This window comes from Kaistia nematophila (genome assembly GCF_026343855.1).
GTDB classification, from domain to species: Bacteria; Pseudomonadota; Alphaproteobacteria; order Rhizobiales; family Kaistiaceae; genus Kaistia; species Kaistia nematophila.
The window spans coordinates 162,609-178,902 of sequence record NZ_JAPKNK010000009.1 but is presented as its reverse complement, the minus strand read 5'-3'; the positions used below and the strand labels follow the sequence as shown (position 1 = coordinate 178,902).

The 16,294-nt window shown below is 66.2% G+C and carries 16 protein-coding genes and 1 tRNA gene; 11 read left to right on the top strand and 6 right to left on the bottom strand.

The features are described 5' to 3' along the window. Positions 1-137: 137 nt before the first annotated feature. The 8 genes from OSH07_RS19310 (at position 138) to OSH07_RS19275 (ending at position 6,777) form a co-directional block, all read left to right on the top strand. Complete coding sequence (locus OSH07_RS19310) at positions 138-1,445, top strand: carbohydrate kinase family protein (RefSeq protein ID WP_266340306.1); 1,308 nt, start codon at positions 138-140, stop codon at positions 1,443-1,445. Further along, on the top strand, positions 1,442-2,470 hold the full coding sequence (locus OSH07_RS19305; RefSeq protein ID WP_266340305.1) for a tagatose 1,6-diphosphate aldolase: 1,029 nt from the start codon (positions 1,442-1,444) through the stop codon (positions 2,468-2,470). Before OSH07_RS19310 ends, OSH07_RS19305 begins: the two co-directional genes overlap by 4 nt. Positions 2,471-2,473: 3 nt before the next feature. Further along, complete coding sequence (locus OSH07_RS19300) at positions 2,474-3,226, top strand: SDR family NAD(P)-dependent oxidoreductase (protein ID WP_266340304.1); 753 nt, start codon at positions 2,474-2,476, stop codon at positions 3,224-3,226. Between the two features lie 119 nt (positions 3,227-3,345). Then, the gene (locus OSH07_RS19295; protein ID WP_266340303.1) at positions 3,346-3,579 is read left to right on the top strand and encodes a hypothetical protein; all 234 of its coding nucleotides are present in this window, start codon (positions 3,346-3,348) and stop codon (positions 3,577-3,579) included. Then, positions 3,580-4,659, top strand: a complete 1,080-nt coding sequence (locus OSH07_RS19290; protein WP_266340349.1) for an ABC transporter substrate-binding protein — start codon at positions 3,580-3,582, stop codon at positions 4,657-4,659. A gap of 62 nt (positions 4,660-4,721) precedes the next feature. Next, entirely contained in the window at positions 4,722-5,594 is an 873-nt protein-coding gene (locus tag OSH07_RS19285; protein WP_266340302.1) for a carbohydrate ABC transporter permease, read from the top strand. Beyond that, positions 5,591-6,427, top strand: a complete 837-nt coding sequence (locus OSH07_RS19280; protein WP_266340301.1) for a carbohydrate ABC transporter permease — start codon at positions 5,591-5,593, stop codon at positions 6,425-6,427. The genes OSH07_RS19285 and OSH07_RS19280 overlap by 4 nt, the downstream gene beginning before the upstream one ends. Positions 6,428-6,510: 83 nt before the next feature. Continuing rightward, positions 6,511-6,777 (top strand): hypothetical protein, encoded by a 267-nt coding sequence (locus tag OSH07_RS19275; RefSeq protein WP_266340300.1) that lies wholly within the window; start codon positions 6,511-6,513, stop codon positions 6,775-6,777. A 377-nt stretch (positions 6,778-7,154) separates the two neighbouring features. Here OSH07_RS19275 and OSH07_RS19270 read toward each other — a convergent pair. The 3 genes from OSH07_RS19270 to mnmA all read right to left on the bottom strand — a co-directional run bounded on the left by OSH07_RS19270 (position 7,155) and on the right by mnmA (position 9,203). Beyond that, positions 7,155-7,231, bottom strand: a tRNA-Met gene (locus tag OSH07_RS19270). Between the two features lie 79 nt (positions 7,232-7,310). Further along, positions 7,311-8,000 (bottom strand): class I SAM-dependent methyltransferase, encoded by a 690-nt coding sequence (locus OSH07_RS19265; RefSeq protein ID WP_266340299.1) that lies wholly within the window; start codon positions 7,998-8,000, stop codon positions 7,311-7,313. A 9-nt stretch (positions 8,001-8,009) separates the two neighbouring features. Next, positions 8,010-9,203: a tRNA 2-thiouridine(34) synthase MnmA gene (gene mnmA, locus OSH07_RS19260; protein WP_266340298.1), complete on the bottom strand. Its 1,194-nt coding sequence runs from the start codon at positions 9,201-9,203 to the stop codon at positions 8,010-8,012. 327 nt (positions 9,204-9,530) lie between these two features. Here mnmA and sciP point away from each other — a divergent pair, with 327 nt between their 5' ends. After that, positions 9,531-9,806 (top strand): CtrA inhibitor SciP, encoded by a 276-nt coding sequence (gene sciP, locus OSH07_RS19255; protein WP_026303994.1) that lies wholly within the window; start codon positions 9,531-9,533, stop codon positions 9,804-9,806. Between the two features lie 338 nt (positions 9,807-10,144). On the opposite strand, the gene OSH07_RS19250 is transcribed toward sciP, so the two are convergent. Continuing rightward, positions 10,145-10,846: a metal-dependent hydrolase gene (locus OSH07_RS19250; protein WP_266340297.1), complete on the bottom strand. Its 702-nt coding sequence runs from the start codon at positions 10,844-10,846 to the stop codon at positions 10,145-10,147. A gap of 167 nt (positions 10,847-11,013) precedes the next feature. On the opposite strand from OSH07_RS19250, the gene OSH07_RS19245 reads away from it, so the two are divergent. Further along, positions 11,014-11,628: a YqaA family protein gene (locus tag OSH07_RS19245; RefSeq protein WP_266340296.1), complete on the top strand. Its 615-nt coding sequence runs from the start codon at positions 11,014-11,016 to the stop codon at positions 11,626-11,628. 10 nt (positions 11,629-11,638) lie between these two features. Next, a complete protein-coding gene (gene ruvX, locus OSH07_RS19240; RefSeq protein WP_266340295.1) occupies positions 11,639-12,166 on the top strand; it encodes a Holliday junction resolvase RuvX in 528 nt (175 codons plus the stop codon). Here ruvX and OSH07_RS19235 read toward each other — a convergent pair. Both OSH07_RS19235 and rnr read right to left on the bottom strand, forming a co-directional pair. Continuing rightward, the gene (locus OSH07_RS19235) at positions 12,145-13,788 is read right to left on the bottom strand and encodes an acyl-CoA dehydrogenase family protein (RefSeq protein WP_266340294.1); all 1,644 of its coding nucleotides are present in this window, start codon (positions 13,786-13,788) and stop codon (positions 12,145-12,147) included. The two genes, ruvX and OSH07_RS19235, sit on opposite strands and share 22 nt — an antisense overlap. A 99-nt stretch (positions 13,789-13,887) precedes the next feature. Beyond that, positions 13,888-16,137, bottom strand: a complete 2,250-nt coding sequence (gene rnr / locus OSH07_RS19230) for a ribonuclease R (protein WP_266340348.1) — start codon at positions 16,135-16,137, stop codon at positions 13,888-13,890. Positions 16,138-16,294: the final 157 nt, after the last annotated feature.

Here is a 16,294-nt window from a genome sequence, read left to right as displayed (position 1 = left end):
AACTGCGGCCGGTCGTCTTGGCATGTTGTAACTCCATTTTTTGGCCATGCTAGCGGAACTCGCTTGACGACACCACTGTCTCGTCATAAAACAGCAAAATACCGCAAACAAGAATATAAACCTGCATTGAGCCGACCATGGATGCCTCGGAATTGGATAGCGTGGGCCCGAGAGACCACGATCGGGACTGGCGCCGCCGCTACGCTTCGCTGCTGGCCAGCGTGCCGGCTCTAGCCGCGTCGGCCCGACCGGTGCTGGCAGGCTATTCGGCTTTCGTGGATGCCTATGTGCGCCTCGATGATGCGGCGGCGCTCTTCTCGCCGGATGCGCCGGAACCGGCTGTGCGGCTTGCCGGCGAACTGGTGGCGCGGTTGCGCTCCGGGACGGGCGGCGAATATCTCATCGACTGGCCCTCTGGCGATGCGTGGCTCGCGGCCAACCTGGCGCACAGCACAGGCGCCGGCGGCACCTCGGCCCAACTCGCCAAGGCCCTCGCCCTGCTCGGCGCGCCGGTATTGCTCGCGCTCGCCGACCGAAGCCCCGCCCAGATCGACGTTCTCTCCGGCGACATTCTCGTCGCGGAGCGCGGAGGCCCGCGCCGCCTTGCCGAGGTTGCGCCAGACCCCGGCCATGCGAAGGCCCGTCACTGGATCTTCGAATCGACGGCTGGCGCCGAAATAGCCGGCGAGACCGTGCAGCGCTCAACCCGCGTTATCGTGCGTCTCGTTGACGACGCGCCGGAAAACGACCCCGACTTCGCCGTCCTCAGCGCGATGATGGCGGCGGATTGCGGCGCCGCCGCTCTGTCGAGCCTCGTCTCAACGCCCGATGCCATTCTCCCCACGGTGCTGGCTCGCGTTGCCGGCCTTGCCCGAAGCTGGCGTTCGGCCGGGCTCGGGCTCGTTCACATCGAACTCGCCGACTACGGTCCCCGTCCACATCTGCCGATGCGGATCCTCGAGGCCCTCTCGGGCATCGTGACTTCGGTCGGCATGAGCCTCTCCGAATGGAAGGTGATCGGTGGTGGGCAACCCGTCGAGTCGGTGGCGCTCGCCGACTTTGCTCGTCGCCACGGCCTTTCGCGCTTGTGCATTCACGCCGACGATTTCGCGCTGGCGGTGACGGCGGGGGATCCGAAGCGGGAAGAGCTGGCCCTGCTCACTGGCTGCCTGTTGGCCGGCGCACGAGCCGCGGCCGGCCAGCCAGTGCTGCCCGCAGCCGTGGCGGACGAGGCCGTCTTCTCCCGATTGCCCGATTTTGGCGCTGCTGCCGAAGACTTCCACACCATTGCCTGCCCCGCGCCGTGGCTTCGGCGTCCGGCCAGCACGATCGGGCTGGGCGACACCTTCCTCGCGGGGACGATGTTGGTGCTTTCCCAGCCGCTCGGCAGCGGCCTGAACGACGATTCATTCCCGGACCATCCCATCAAGGAGCTAAGCATTTGACGTCGCCTGTCCCTTCCCGCCTCCAGGGCTCCATACCCTCGCTCGATCCCGGCAAGATGCGGGGGCTGCAGCGTATCAGCACGGCCGATGGATTCTTCGTCGTGCTGGCGCTCGATCATCTGATCTCTTTCAAGGACCTCCTGGCCGACGACCGTTCCAAGGTCAGCTACCAGCAGGCGGTGGACGCAAAACTGGAGCTCGTGCGCGCGGTCGCGCCAGTGGCCAGCGCCTTTCTGCTGGAGGCGCAGTTCAGCTTGGCGCAGGTCATCGCGTCCCGTGCCTTGCCCGGCTCGGTCGGCCTCATTTCGTCGATCGAGGGCGAGGGTTTCGACACGGTCGACGGCGAGCGGCGCACGCGATTCCGCAATCACTGGACCACGCGCAAGATCAAGTTGCTCGGCGCGGATATGGTGAAGCTGCTGTGGTTCTATCGTTCCGATGCGAAGACCGCCGAAGCGCAGCGACAGGTTGTCCGCGACCTTGTCGTCGAGTGCGCGGAGCAGTCGATACCATTTGTGGTCGAGCCCATCTGGTATGCGTTGCCGGGTGAGGACACCAAGAGCACGGCCTGGCTCGAGCGCCGCGTCGAAGGGATCATCGAATCCGCCCATATCGCCGCGGAATTCGGCGCAGACATGCTGAAAGTCGAGTTTCCAGGCGACGTCTCGACGCCAGAGGGACGGCGGGCCGCCGCCAAGGCCTGCCAGCGCCTCAACGACGGCATGGCCCAACCTTGGGTGATCCTCTCCGCAGGCGTCGGCTATGAGGAGTTTCGCACGCAGGTCGAGGTCGCCTGCGATGCCGGCGCATCCGGGTTCCTGGGCGGCCGCTCGATCTGGCAGGACGCCGTCTCGACCCGTGATCCCGCGGCCCGCTCGATCGCGGCGCATGAGGCAGCCGCGCGCCTGGCCGAACTTACCGAGGTCACACGCCGCCACGGGCGTCCCTATCTGCCGGCCGTCACCGGCGACCAACTCGCCGCCACCTTCCCCGACGGTTGGTACTCCAGCTGGCAGGAGGGCTGAGGCGTGCCGGATTTCGCAGGAAAGACGGTGCTCGTCACCGGCGGCGCCTCCGGCATAGGCCGGGGAATCGTCGAGGCGTTCGTCGAGGCGGGCGCGCGCGTCGCATTCACCTATGTCTCAAGCGGCGACGCCGCTGCGGAGCTCGTCGGCATCCATGGCGCAGCGCGCGTGCTCGCCGTGCCGGCGGATGCGACCGACGAGACGGCCGTCGCCGACGCCGTCACCCGTACCAACGCCGCTTTCGGCCGCATCGACATTGCCGTCGCCAATGCGGGCGGCCTGCTGAAGCGAAGCAAGGTCATCGATTGCCCGATCTCGCTTTGGAATGACGCACTCGCCGTCAATCTCACCAGCGCCTTCCTGCTCGCGCGCGCGGTGCTGCCGCAGATGACCGAGGCCAAGTCGGGTGCGATCGTATTGATGAGTTCGCTCGCCGCTCATGATGGCGGCGGCATGGGAGCCTCCCACTACGCGGCCTCCAAGGGGGGCGTGACCACATTCGTCCGGGCGCTCGCAAAAGAAGTCGGCCCCGATGGAATCCGCGTCAATGGCGTTGCGCCAGGCCTGATCGGCACGCAGTTCCATGATCGGTTCTCGACGCCGGAGGGCCGCAAGGCGACGGTCGACCGCACGCCGGTGCGGCGCGAGGGAACACCGGCCGATGTGGCTGGCGCCGTGCTCTATCTGGCTTCGCCAGCGGCCGGCTTCATCGCCGGAGAGATCATGGAGATCAACGGAGGTCTCGGGGCCTTCTAGGCACGAATAGCGTATATTTGCATAATTTTGCGTCTTTATGCTTGACTCGCGGAGGAGCGCGGCGAGCATAATGCAAAAAACAGCCGGCGAAGGATCGTTGGCATAGCAGGGAGAGAGGAATGACCAAGATAACGAAGACCTCCTCTGGAGGGAGCCGCGGTATCGCCCGTCGCCAGTTCATGATGGGGGCAGGCCTTGCCGCGGGCACCGCTGCGATCGGAATGCCACGCTTTGCGCGCGCTGCCGACCGCGTCGAAATCAGTTTTGCCAGTGCCAAGTTCCAGGGGACCGAGACGATCGGGAACGTCGTCGACACCTTCAACGAGTCGCAGAGCAGGATCTTCGTCAAATAAATCGAGCTTCCGCCGCCAAGTTCCTCGACCGAGGTGCATCAGAGCCTGGTGCAGCAGCTCGCGCGCAAGAACGGTTCACCGGATGTCTTTACGCAGGACGTCATCTGGATCGCCGAGTTTGCCGCGGCCGGCTGGGCGTTGCCCCTCGACGAATATTTCGGTTCCGTGAAGGGCCAGTTCTTCGACGGTACGATCGACGCCTGCACCTATGACAACAAGTTGACGGCGCTGCCCTGGGGTATCGATTCGGGGATGCTGTTCTACCGAAAGGACCTGCTGGACGAGATCGGCGCCAAGGTGCCCGAGACCTGGGCCGACATGGTCGCCGCGGCCATGAAGCTTCAGGCAGACAAGAAGACCAAATTCGGCTTCCTGTGGCAGGGCAAGCAGGCAGAGGTGCTGGTGTGCGACGCCGTCTCGGTGCTCGCCTCCAACAATGCGTCGATCCTGTCGGCCGACGGGCGCTCTGCGACGCTCGGCTCGGACAAGGCCGTCGAGGCGATCCAGTTTCTTCACGACACGATCAACAAATACAAGATCAGCCCGGCTGACGTCCTGTCATGGGATGAGGAACCGTCGCGCGCGCCCTTCACCGGGGGCGAAGCGGCCTTCCTGCGCAATTGGTCCTATGTCTATGTGCTGGCTCAGGACGAAAAGGCCTCCAAGGTCGCCGGCAAGGTGGGCGTCGCCCCGCTGCCGCATTTCCCCGGCGGAAAAAGCGCAGGCTGCCTCGGCGGCTACCAGTATGGCATCAATGCCAATACGAAGCAGCGTGAGGCCGCCGTCGAATTTCTGACCTGGATGGCGTCGCCGGAGACGCAGCTGCGCTTCGCGCTCAAGATGGGCATCGCCCCGACCCGACCCGCCGTATTCGACGACGCGACCCTGGGCAAGGAGCAACCCTTCATGCAGTCCCTCAAGCCGGTATTCACCGGCGCCACGCCGCGTCCCAAGACACCGAAATATCCGCAGGTCTCACTTGCCGCGCAGTCCGGCATCTCCCGCGCCCTCGTCACCGGCAAGGTCAAGGAAGAGTTGGAAGCGGCGAGCAAGAAGATCGACGCGATCGTCTCGAAGTAATGACAGCGCGGACCCTCCCTGCCGCGACGCCGGCCGGTTCCCTTCGGGGAATCGGCCGGTACATGCCGCGCCTCACCCCCTGGCTCTTCCTGCTGCCGATCGCCGTATCGCTTGGGACGGTATCGCTCTATCCGATCTTGAACGGCATTCGGCTATCGTTCACCAACACCTCGCTGGTGACGCAGGAAAACGATTTCGTCGGCATCGAGAACTACGCGCAGCTGCTCGGCGACGAACTCTTCTGGAATGCCTGGCAGCACACCGTCTATTTCACCTTCGTCTCCACGCTGGCCGAAACCGCTCTCGGCCTCATCATGGCCCTGTTGCTCGTCGAGCGTTTCGCCGGTCGCTCGCTGGTGCGCGCCGCGATGCTCGTACCGTGGGCGATGCCGACCGTCGTGACGTCCAAGATGTTCGGCTGGCTGTTCGATGGCCAGTATGGCGTCGTGAATTGGGTGCTGCGCAGCACGGGCCTCATCGCCGAAAACATCAATTGGTACGGCTCGGTTGACCATGCGATGACGACGATCATCATTGCCGACGTCTGGAAGACGGCGCCCTTCATGGCGCTTCTGCTGATGGCAGGCTTGCAGACGATCCCAAAATCGCTGATTGAGGCGGCTCGCATGGATGGCGCCGGCGCCGTCGCTACCTTCTTCCATGTCCGGCTGCCCCTTCTCATGCCGACCCTGTTGATTGCAGGGATGTTCAGAGCGCTGGACGCCTTCCGGGTCTTCGATCTTGTCTACGTGCTCACGGGGGGCGGTCCGGCAGATGCGACGGAGACTCTGTCGACCCTATCCTACAAGACGCTCTTCTCGGCGCTGCAGTTTGGCTATGGCTCAGCCATGGCTACGGCGATGTTCATCACCGAAATGCTGATCGCGATCGGCTTCGGATTCTTCATCATGCGCAAGATGCGGATGCCGAGATGATTTACGAACGCACTCGTCTGCAGGTGGCCCTCATCTATCTCGGCGGCTTCCTAATCCTGTTCTGGTCGGCGGCTCCATTCCTGTGGCAGCTTTCCACCTCATTCCAGAACGATGTCGAATTGACAGCGGCTACCCCGTCCTTCATTCCGTCGCCACTGACACTCGACCACTACTTCAACATCTTCGTCGAGAAGAGCTTCCAGCTCTATTTGCGCAATTCTCTCATTGTTGCCGGTCTCACCACCTTTTTCTGCCTCGCGGTGGGGGCACTTGCCGGCTTTTCCCTGTCGCGGCTCGACATAAGCGGTCGGTTCGGCATTCTGGCGACGATCCTTTCGGTGTCCATGTTCCCGCAGATCGCGATCGTGGGCCCTCTCTATCTCATCGCTTCCGAATTCTCGCTTCTCGATACATATGCCGGCCTCGCCATTACCTATGTGGCGCTTGGAGTCCCCCTCGTCACGTGGGTCATGTTCGGCTACTTCGACACGCTGCCGCGTGAGATTGACGAGGCGGCGCGGATGGACGGCTGTTCCTCCTTCGGTCTCTTCTGGCGCATCATCCTGCCCATATCGGCGCCAAGCCTGGTGACGACGGGCCTGCTGGCCTTCATCGCCGCCTGGAACGAGTTCATGTTCGCGCTCGCCTTCACGTCGAACATCGACCATCAGACTGTGCCGGTCGGAATCGCGAACTTCACCAACCTCCACTACATTCCCTGGGGCGACATTGCCGCCGCGTCGATCGTCGTGACCATCCCGCTGGTGCTATTGGTCCTCCTGTTTCAGCGTCATATCATCGACGGGCTCACCCAAGGCGCGGTCAAAGAATAGCCTTGCAAACGATTGACCGGGACAGCGGCCAGCAGCCGAGAACCGGCGGTATCTCGTCCTTGGCGAAATGCAGGACGTAGCGATTGTCGCTGACGCGCGGCGAACAGATCCGCATGCTGGGCTGGACCGTCCCTTGGGCGCCGGAAGCCAGTTCGCCTCCTTGTCCGCGCCGGCGATGCGGCCTGTACCGGCCTGCCGAGCGGGCCGTCCTCGTCGAGGGTCAGCTTGTCATAACCGCCGATGCCGAAGCGGTTGATGGCATTGGGCGCCTGGAGCCGTCCATGTCGCGCATGGGGATCGACCAGAACGCGGCCCGCAGCAGCTTGTCCTTCCCGAAGAGAAGCGCATGACGATCGTTGCCCGTCAGCGGCCTTCCTTCGCCATCAGCTATGCGCCGATGGAGAGGGTCTTGGCCTTGCCCTGAAATCTGTAGTTAAGGCGCCGGAGTTTCGACCCATCGGGGCGAACCAGCGCATAGAGCCGGCAGGAATCGTGGAGTTTGAAGCCTCTTTCGGCAGGCTTGGCGTTCCTGCGCGCAGCATCCGTAAGCGCCATCGCCTCCGCCGCAGGACATCAAACGCTTCGCGAATGCCTCGCTACCCTGCCCGATACCCTGTCGGCCGCCTGGCTGCACGGCGACAGCCAAACCCTGCACGGGACGACAAATGGCGGGAGATCGACGGATTTCGCCGCGTCCTGGACGCCGGCGAACTCGCCTGGAGGATGTTGGTAGCGGAGGAGGGACTTGAACCCCCGACACGCGGATTATGATTCCGCTGCTCTAACCAGCTGAGCTACTCCGCCCCAGGGCCGGCGCTTGCGCCGGCTGGAATGGCCCGCTTATAGGGAGACGGGCCGAGGGCTGTCAAGCTTCGACAGCGCTTCACACACGCTCAAATACGAGCAGTGTGAAAAACCCGATCGGGCCGACGCGGCGACGGTCGACCAGGCGCAGATCGGTGCGGCCGAGAATGCGGTTGATGTCGAAATCCATGTGCCAGCCGAGCGCTGCGGAAAGCGGTGCCAGCCTTTCGCCGATCCAGCCGCGCCAGCCCTTCTGCTCGGGGAAATGGCTGACCAGCACGACGGCCCCGCCCGGCCGCGTGACGCGGGCGAGCTCGCCCATCACCGCGCGCGGATCCGGCACCACCGTCAGCACGAACATGGCGACCGAGGTGTCGAAGCTCGCATCCGCCATCTGGAGATCGCCGGCGTCGGCGACTTCCAGCGCCTCGACATGGGGAAGCTTCGCCTCGGCCACGCGCTCGCGCGCGACGTCGAGCATCTCGGGCGAGAGGTCGATGCCGGTGATGCGGTGGTCGCGGCTGTAATGCGGCAGCGAGATGCCGGTGCCGACGCCGCATTCGAGGATGCGGCCGGCCGGCAGCTCGTTGATGAAGCTCACCGCGGCGCGGCGGCCGGAATCGAAGACATAGCCGAAGACCCGGTCATAGATCGGCGCCCAGCGGGCATAGGTATTGCGGACCGCGTTCTCGTCGATGCGGTTCGACGCGCGGCGCTTGCCGGCAAAGGACTTCCACTTGCGGGCGACGTCTTCGAAAAACTCCGGCATTGCTCTCCCTCAGGCTGCGGCGACGCTATCCGTCACGATCAGGCGGCGGAGCGCCTGCTCCGCCTCGGCGTTGCGCTCGGCCCGGGCGATCCAGCCGCCTCCAAGCACGCGCGCGCCCTCCCCTTCGCCCGCATAGAAGACGCAGGCCTGGCCGGGTGCGACGCCGGTCTCGCCGTCCAGCAGCGAAACCTGGATCTCGCCGTCCTTCCGGCGGATCTCGGCGCGCTGCGGCGGGCGCGTCGAACGCACGCGGGCAAAAATCTCCATCCCCTCGGCGCCGGCCGCCTCCAGCGGCAGGTCGCCGAGCCAGTTGACGTTGCGCAGCACCAGCCGGCGGGCGGCGAGCGCCTCGCGCGGGCCGACGATGACGCGGCCGCGCACGGCGTCGAGATGGATGACATAGAGCGGATCGGCGGAAGCGACACCAAGGCCGCGGCGCTGGCCGACCGTGTAGTGGATGATGCCCTCGTGCCGGCCCAGCACGCGGCCGTCGATATGCACGATCTCGCCGCCCTCGGCCGCGCCCGGCTTCAGCCGCTCGATGACATCCGAATATTTGCCGTTCGGCACGAAGCAGATGTCCTGGCTGTCGTGCTTGTCGGCGATCTCGAGGCCGAGCTCGCGGGCGATGGCGCGGGTTTCCGGCTTGGTCAGGTGGCCGAGCGGGAAGCGGATGAAATCGAGCTGCTCCGGCGTCGTCGCGAACAGGAAATAGCTCTGGTCGCGATCGAGATCGGACGGACGGAACATGCCGCGATGGCCGTTTCCGAGCAACCGGCTCTGCACGTAGTGGCCGGTGGCGAGCGCCGCCGCGCCGAGTTCGCGCGCGGTGGTCAGGAGATCGGAGAACTTGACCGTCTGGTTGCAGGCCACGCAGGGGATCGGCGTCTCGCCGGCGATGTAGCTCGCGGCGAAGCTGTCGATCACCGACTTGCGGAAGCGCTCCTCATAGTCGAGCACGTAGTGCGGGATCTCGAGCCTTTCCGCGACGCGGCGGGCGTCGTGGATGTCCTGGCCCGCGCAGCAGGCGCCCTTCCGGTGCGTCGCCTCGCCATGATCGTAGAGCTGCAGCGTCATGCCGACGACGTCGTAGCCCTCGCGTTTCAAAAGCCCCGCCACCACCGAGGAATCGACGCCGCCCGACATCGCGACGACGATGCGCGTGTCCTCGGGGCGGCCGGGAAGATCGAGGCTGTTGAGCATGGTGGGGATGCCTTGCCGGGATGCCGCGGCCAACTTCTCGCCGCGACAGCAGAAACGCATGGGGCGGCGAAGCCGCGTTAAGGGCGGGACTATAGCGGCGATCGCGTCATCTTCAAGGCGCAAGCGTCGCCACAATCCTGAATGGAAGCGGATCGGCGGATCCGGGGCGGCGGCGGCGCGGCCACGAAAACCGATGCGCCGCGGCGGATTCCACCTCCCGCAGGTGCTTGCAGGCGTTACCGAATTGTTGCCGAGCGCTTAGTCAATTTTTAAAGCCGACGTCGTAGTCTCACCATCGCAAGGTCAGGTTGAGTGTGTGAGAGTAGAATGACCGATCAAATGCGTCCGCGCGTCAAATACGTCATCGGGCCGGACGGCAGTCCGCTTACGATTGCCGATCTGCCGCCGCGTGACACGAAGCGTTGGGTTATACGCCGCAAGGCAGAAGTCGTCGCGGCGGTGCGGGGGGGCCTGCTCAGCCTAGAAGAAGCGTGTCAGCGTTATACGCTGACCGTCGAGGAGTTCATCTCCTGGCAGCAATCGATCGACCAGCACGGCCTCGCCGGGCTCCGGACGACGCGGATTCAGCAATATCGCCAGTAGATCGCGCGGCCTTTCGGGGCAGCGCTCACGAAAACCGAAAAGGCCGGCGCTTCGCCGGCCTTTTCTTTTGGTCGGTCGCGGCAGGCCCTCACCCCAGCCCTCTCCCGCAGGCGGGAGGGAGCCCCGGCGCCGCTTGCCAGCGGCCGTTCGATCCGGACCACATCCTCGCGCAGGCGAGGATCCATGCAGCCGAAGCCTCTCCGGCTCGCATGCCTGCCAACCCGGCGGAATGGATCCCGGGTCTTCGCCCGGGATGACGCCGAGTGTGGGGCAAGCATACGCAATAGAAGCCGTCGCCCGCTTGCGAGAGAGGGTTGGGTGAGGGTCTTGTTCCCGCCTCAGAGCGTCAGCGTCTCGCCGACCGCCGGCACCGCCACCTTCGCATCGGCGCCCTGCATCGCCTCGACGAACGTGTCCGCCGTCGCATCGAGCAGACCGAAGGTGGCGTAGTGGCAGGGGATCACCGTGTCGAAATGGAAGAACCGGCGCGCCGCCAGAGCCGCCACCTTGCCGCCCATGGTGAAACGGTCGCCGATCGGCAGGATGCCGATCTTCGGCTGGTAGATCTCGTCGATCAGCGCCATGTCGGAGAAGATGTCGGTGTCGCCGGCATGATAGAGCGTCTTTTCGCCCGGGGCGGCGATGACGAGGCCGTGCGGATGACCGAGCGAATGCGAGACGCCGTTTTCGTCGAGCGTGGCGGAGGAATGGTGCGCCACCGTCATCGAGACGCGGAAGGCGCCCTGGTCGGTGGTGCCGCCCGAATTCATCGGGTCGACATGGGCGACGCCCTTGTGGGCGAGGTAGCCGGCGAGATCGGCATCGGCGACGACCTTGGCGCCGGTCGCCCTGGCGATCGCGACGGTGTCGCCGAGATGATCGCCATGGCCATGCGTCAGCAGGATATGGGTGACGCCGCGCTTCCACGCCTCTTCATTGCCCGGAAAGCTCGGATTGCCCGTGAAGAACGGATCGATGAGGATGACGGCGCCCTTGATTTCAAGGTGAAAGGCCGAGTGGCCGAGCCAGGTGAGCTTCATGGGTAAGGTCCATCCTTCTGTCGAATTCCCGCTCCAATATGGGCGGGCTGCCGGAATTGGCTAGCCCCGGACGGCGCTTTCGCGCGGCGCGGCAGAGCGCCATGTTGCCGCGCGGATCACGATCCGTGATAAGGGCGGAACGAACGACCGGAGGGACTGTGACGGACATGGAAGCAACCGCGCCGAAGGCCGGCCGCAACGGGCTGATGAAGCGCCTCTTCGACAGGATCATGGTGCTCTCGGCCGGAAAGCATGCGCTCTGGCTGCTGGCGATCGTGTCCTTCGCCGAGGCGTCGTTCTTCCCGATCCCGCCCGATCCGGTGCTGGCGGCGATCGTGCTGGCCAATCGCCGGCGCGCCTGGGTCGCCGCCCTCGTCTGCACCGTCGCTTCCGTGCTCGGCGGCCTCGCCGGCTATGCCATCGGCGCCGGCCTTTATGAGGCGATCGGCCAGCCGGTAATCAATTTCTACAATCTGCAGGAAGCCTTCCACACCTTCCAGACCCGTTTCGACGAATGGGGCGGCTGGATCATCGTGGCGAAGGGGCTGACGCCGATCCCGTTCAAGCTGGTGACGATCGCCTCCGGCGTCGCGCATCTGAACCTGGCGACCTTCATCATCGCCTGCATCATCACGCGCGGCCTGCGCTTCCTGCTGGTGGCGGCGCTGTTCTACGCCTTCGGGCCGCAGGCGCGCGCCATCATCGACCGGCACTTCTCGACGGTAATGATCATCGGCACCATCGTCGTCATCCTCGGCTTCGTCGCCGTCGTCTACATCTGAGGGCGCGGACATGGCCGGCACCATCCTGGAATTCCCCGAGCTTCGCGAATCCCTGCCGCCGGCGGCGGCGCTGATCGGGCTCGACCTCGGCACCAAGACCATCGGCGTCGCGATCTCGGATCTCGGCCGGCGCATCGCCTCGCCGCTGGTCCTGATCAACCGGGTGAAGTTCACCCAGGACGCCGAGACGCTGATCAAGCTGATCGGCGAGCGCCAGGTGGCCGGCATCGTCATCGGCCTGCCGCTCAACATGGACGGCACGGAGGGGCCGCGTGCCCAGGCGACACGCGCCTTCGTGCGCAACCTGCTGCCGAAGATCGATATTCCGGTGTCGTTCTGGGACGAGCGGCTGTCGACGGTGGCGGTGACGCGGACGCTGCTCGAGGCCGATACCAGCCGCAAGCGGCGCGGCGAGCTGGTCGACAAGATGGCGGCGGCCTTCATCCTGCAGGGCGCGCTCGACCGTCTGCAGAAGCTCGCGCGCGACGCCGAGGCCGCGCGCGAGGACGATCCGGATCAGCCCCTCGGGCAGATGTAGTCGACGAAGGCGCGCGCATCGAAGCGCGCGTCGAGCATGCCGTAGGTCGAACGCCACGGCTTGCCGAGGCGCGATTCCAGGAAGGCGTCGGCGACCACGGCCGGAAAGCGGCGACGCATCGCGGCGGCGGCGACGGTCATGGCGAGCTGCTCGACCAGGATGCGGGCCGAGCCCTCGTCCGCCAGCGCCACGGCGGTGGCGGCGCGCAGCACGTTGAGCGTCGAGCGGGCGGCCTGGCCGAGCCCGTCCTCGATCACGCGGAGCACGGCCTCGAGCGAATCCGACGAACGGCGCAGAATGCGCAGCACGTCGAGGCAAAGCACGTTGCCGGGACCGTCGGCCAGCGCCGGCGCCAGCGCGTCGCGATAGAGCCGCGCCAGGTGGTTGTCCTCGACGAAGCCGTTGCCGCCGGTGCATTCGATCGCCTCGGCGACCACGGCCGGCGTCACCTTGGTGATCCAGTACTTGACCACCGGCGTCATCAGCCGGGCGAAGGCGGCCTCGACCGGATCGTCATGCGAGCGGTCGACCGCCTCGGCGAGACGGAAGGCGAGCGCCGCCGACGCGGTGACGTCGAGCGCCATGTCGGCGAGCACGCGGGTCATCAGCGGCTGGTCGATCAGCGGCGCGCCGAAGGCCTTGCGATGGCGGGCATAGTGCACCGCCTCCGCCAGCGCCGCGCGCGAGATGCCGGCGGAGGTGAGCGCGCTGTCGACGCGGGTCAGCGTCACCGTCTCGTTGATGGTGGCGACGCCACGGCCCGCCTCGCCGACGAGGAAGCCGGTGGTGCCGGGGAATTCGATCTCGGCGACCGCGTTGGAGCGCGTGCCGAGCTTGTCCTTCAGCCGGGTCAGGCGGATCGGGTTGCGCTTGCCGTCGGGCAGGAAGCGCGGCACCAGGAAGAAGGAGAGCCCCTCCAGCGTCTGCGCCAGGACCATCAGCGCGTCGCTCATCGGCGCGGAGACGAACCATTTGTGGCCGACGATGCGGTAGCTGCCGTCGCCCGACGCGTCGGCGCGGGTGGAGCTGGCGCGCAGGTCGGATCCGCCCTGCTTCTCGGTGGTGGCGAAGGCGAACAGCGCGCCCGCCTTCTGCGCGGCGGGGATGACGCGCGAATCGTAGCGGCGCGAGCGGATCATCGGCAGCCAGGTCTCGGCCAGCTTCGGCGCATGCGCGAGCGCCGCCACGCTGGCGCTGGTCACCGACATGGCGCCGACATGGCCGGCCTCGACCTGGGCGGTCATGTAGATGCGCGCGGCGCGCGCCACGGCGCGGACGCTGGCCTCGTCGCCGCTGGCATCCCAGATCGACGCCTGCAGGCCGGCGGCGACGCTGCGCCGCATCAGCGCGTGATAGGCGGGGTGGAACTCGACCATGTCGGCCCGGCGGCCGGACGCGTCATGCGTCTTCAGCACCGGCGGCACGGCATTGGCGAGCCGCGCCAGGTCGGCCATTTCGGCCGAACCCCATTGCTGACCATGGGTTGCAAGCCCGTCGACGACCGGCCGCGGCAATCCCTCGACGAGGGCCGCCAGCACCGGGTCGGACGCATAGAGGCTCGCGCCCACGCGGAACGCGACCTGGTTGATGACTTCGTGCGTCTCGTAATCCGGCGAAACCATGCCTCTCCTGCCCCGTAACTCGGCCCGCGACTCTTATGGCCCGCCAAGGTTAATAGGGGCAAAAGGCGCCGGTGTCTTGCCTCAAGGATTCGAGATTATCTACCGCCGCTTGCCCCCCGGCCGTCCCTTGAACGAACCGCCCGTCGGCCGGCCGCGTCCGCGGAACTCCCGCTCCGCGACCTTGCGCTCGCCCTTCGGCAGCATCTTGCCGTCGGACATCAGCTCGAAGCGGAGCGCGCCGGCGACCGGCGCCACCTCGACAAGCTTGACCTCGACCGTATCGCCGAGCCGGAACATCTCGCCATTGCGGGCGCCGATGACGGCCTGGCGGGCCTCGTCGTACTGGTAGAAATCGGAGCCGATCGAGCCGATCGGCACGAAGCCGTCGGCGCCGGTCTCGTCGAGCTTGACGAAGAGGCCCGCGCGGGTGACGCCGGCGATGCGGCCGAAGAAATGCGCGCCGATCCGGTCGGCCAGCCAATGCGCGACGAGACGGTCGATCGTCTCGCGCTCGGCCGCCATGGCGCGGCGCTCGGCGCCGGAGATCTCCTGCGCGATCGCTTCCAGATCCTTGTCGATGCCGTCCTGCAGCCCGCCCTCGCCCATCTCGAGCGAGCGGATCAGCGCACGATGCACGATCAAATCGGCATAGCGGCGGATCGGCGAGGTGAAGTGGGCGTAGCGGCGCAGGTTCAAGCCGAAATGGCCGATGTTCTCGGGGCTGTAGATCGCCTGGCTCTGCGAGCGCAGCACCACCTCGTTGACGAGGGCGGCGTGCTCGCTGTCCTTCACCCGGTCGAGGATGGTGTTGAAGTTGCTCGGCCTGAGATTGCCGCTCTTCGGCAGGTTCATCTCGATCGTGGCGAGGAATTCGCGCAGCGATTCGAGCTTGGCGAGCGACGGAGCATCATGCACGCGATAGACGAGCGGCGATCCCTTGCGCTCCAGCGTCTCGGCGGCGGCGACGTTCGCCTGGATCATGAACTCCTCGATCAGCTTGTGCGCGTCGAGGCGTTCGGGAACGACGATCCGGTCGATGGCGCCGTCGGCGCCGACGATCACCTTGCGCTCGGGCAGGTCGAGATCGAGCGGCTCGCGGCTGTCGCGGCCGCGCTTCATCACCGCGTAGGCCGCCCAGAGCGGCTTCAGGATCGGCTCCAGAAGCGGGCCGGTCTTGTCGTCCGGGCGACCGTCGATCGCCGCCTGCGCCTGCTGGTAGGAGAGCTTGGCCGCCGACCGCATCATGATGCGGTGGAACCAGTGGAACTTCTTCTTGCCCTCGGCGGTGAACTGCATCCGGACGGCAAGCGCCGGCCTGTCTTCACTCTCGCGCAGCGAGCAGAGGTCGTTCGAGATCCGCTCCGGCAGCATCGGCACGACGCGGTCGGGGAAATAGACCGAGTTGCCGCGCTTCAGCGCCTCGCGGTCGAGCGCCGAATTCGGCCGCACATACCAGGCGACGTCGGCGATCGCGACGGTGACGAGGAAGCCGCCGGGATTCTCCGGGTCGGTATCCGGCTCGGCATAGACGGCGTCGTCGTGATCCTTGGCGTCGGCGGGGTCGATGGTGACGAGCGGGATGTCGCGCCAGTCCTCGCGGCCGCCGGAAAGCTTGGCGGGCTTCGCCGCCTCGGCGTCTTCCAGCACCTGCGCCGGGAAGATGTAGGGGATGTCGTGCGCGTGGATGGCGATCATCGAGACCGCCTTCTCGCTCGTCATCTCGCCGATCACCTCGATGACGCGGACGCGCGGCAGGCCGTAGCGCGTGGCGCGCTTCGGCTCGACCGAGACGAGATCGCCGTTCTTGGCGCCGTTCAGGTCGTCCGGCGAGACGTCGGCTTCCTTCTGCTTGCGGTCGACCGGCTCGATGCGCGCGCCGCCGGGCGTGATGCGCACGACGCCGAGGATCGAGGCCGCCCGCTTTTCGAGCACCTTGATGATGCGCGCCGTGTGCGCGAAGCCGGTTTCACCGAGATCAGCGGGATCGACATGCGCCAGCACGCGGTCGCCGACGCCGGGCGCGGGAACCAGCGGCTTGCCGCGGTTCTGCCGGATCAGGACGCGCGGCGGCGAGCCATGGTCGCTGTCCCAGTTGGCGGGCTGGGCGACGAATTCGCCGTCGTCGTCGCGCTCGGTGATGAGCAGCACGGTGATGGCCGGGATGTCGCCCGGACGCGTCAGCTTCTTGCGATGCTTCTCGACGAGGCCGTCCTCGCTCAGTTCCTTGAGCAGGCGCTTCAGCGCGATGCGGGCGCCGCCGGAAATGCCGAAATGCTTCGAGATCTCGCGCTTGGTCGCCTTGCCGGGATGCTCGGCGATATAGGCAAGGATCGCCTCGCGCGACGGCATGCCATTGGCGAGCGGCGCGACGGGGGCGACCGGCTTGCCGGAGGCCTTGGCGAAGGCGGCGGAACGCGTCGCGGATCTCGCGCCGGGCGTCCGGACCTTGGCGGCTTTGGGGGGAGTTTCTGGCTTCTTGGCCAAGTAGATTGTGTCCAATTCGGAA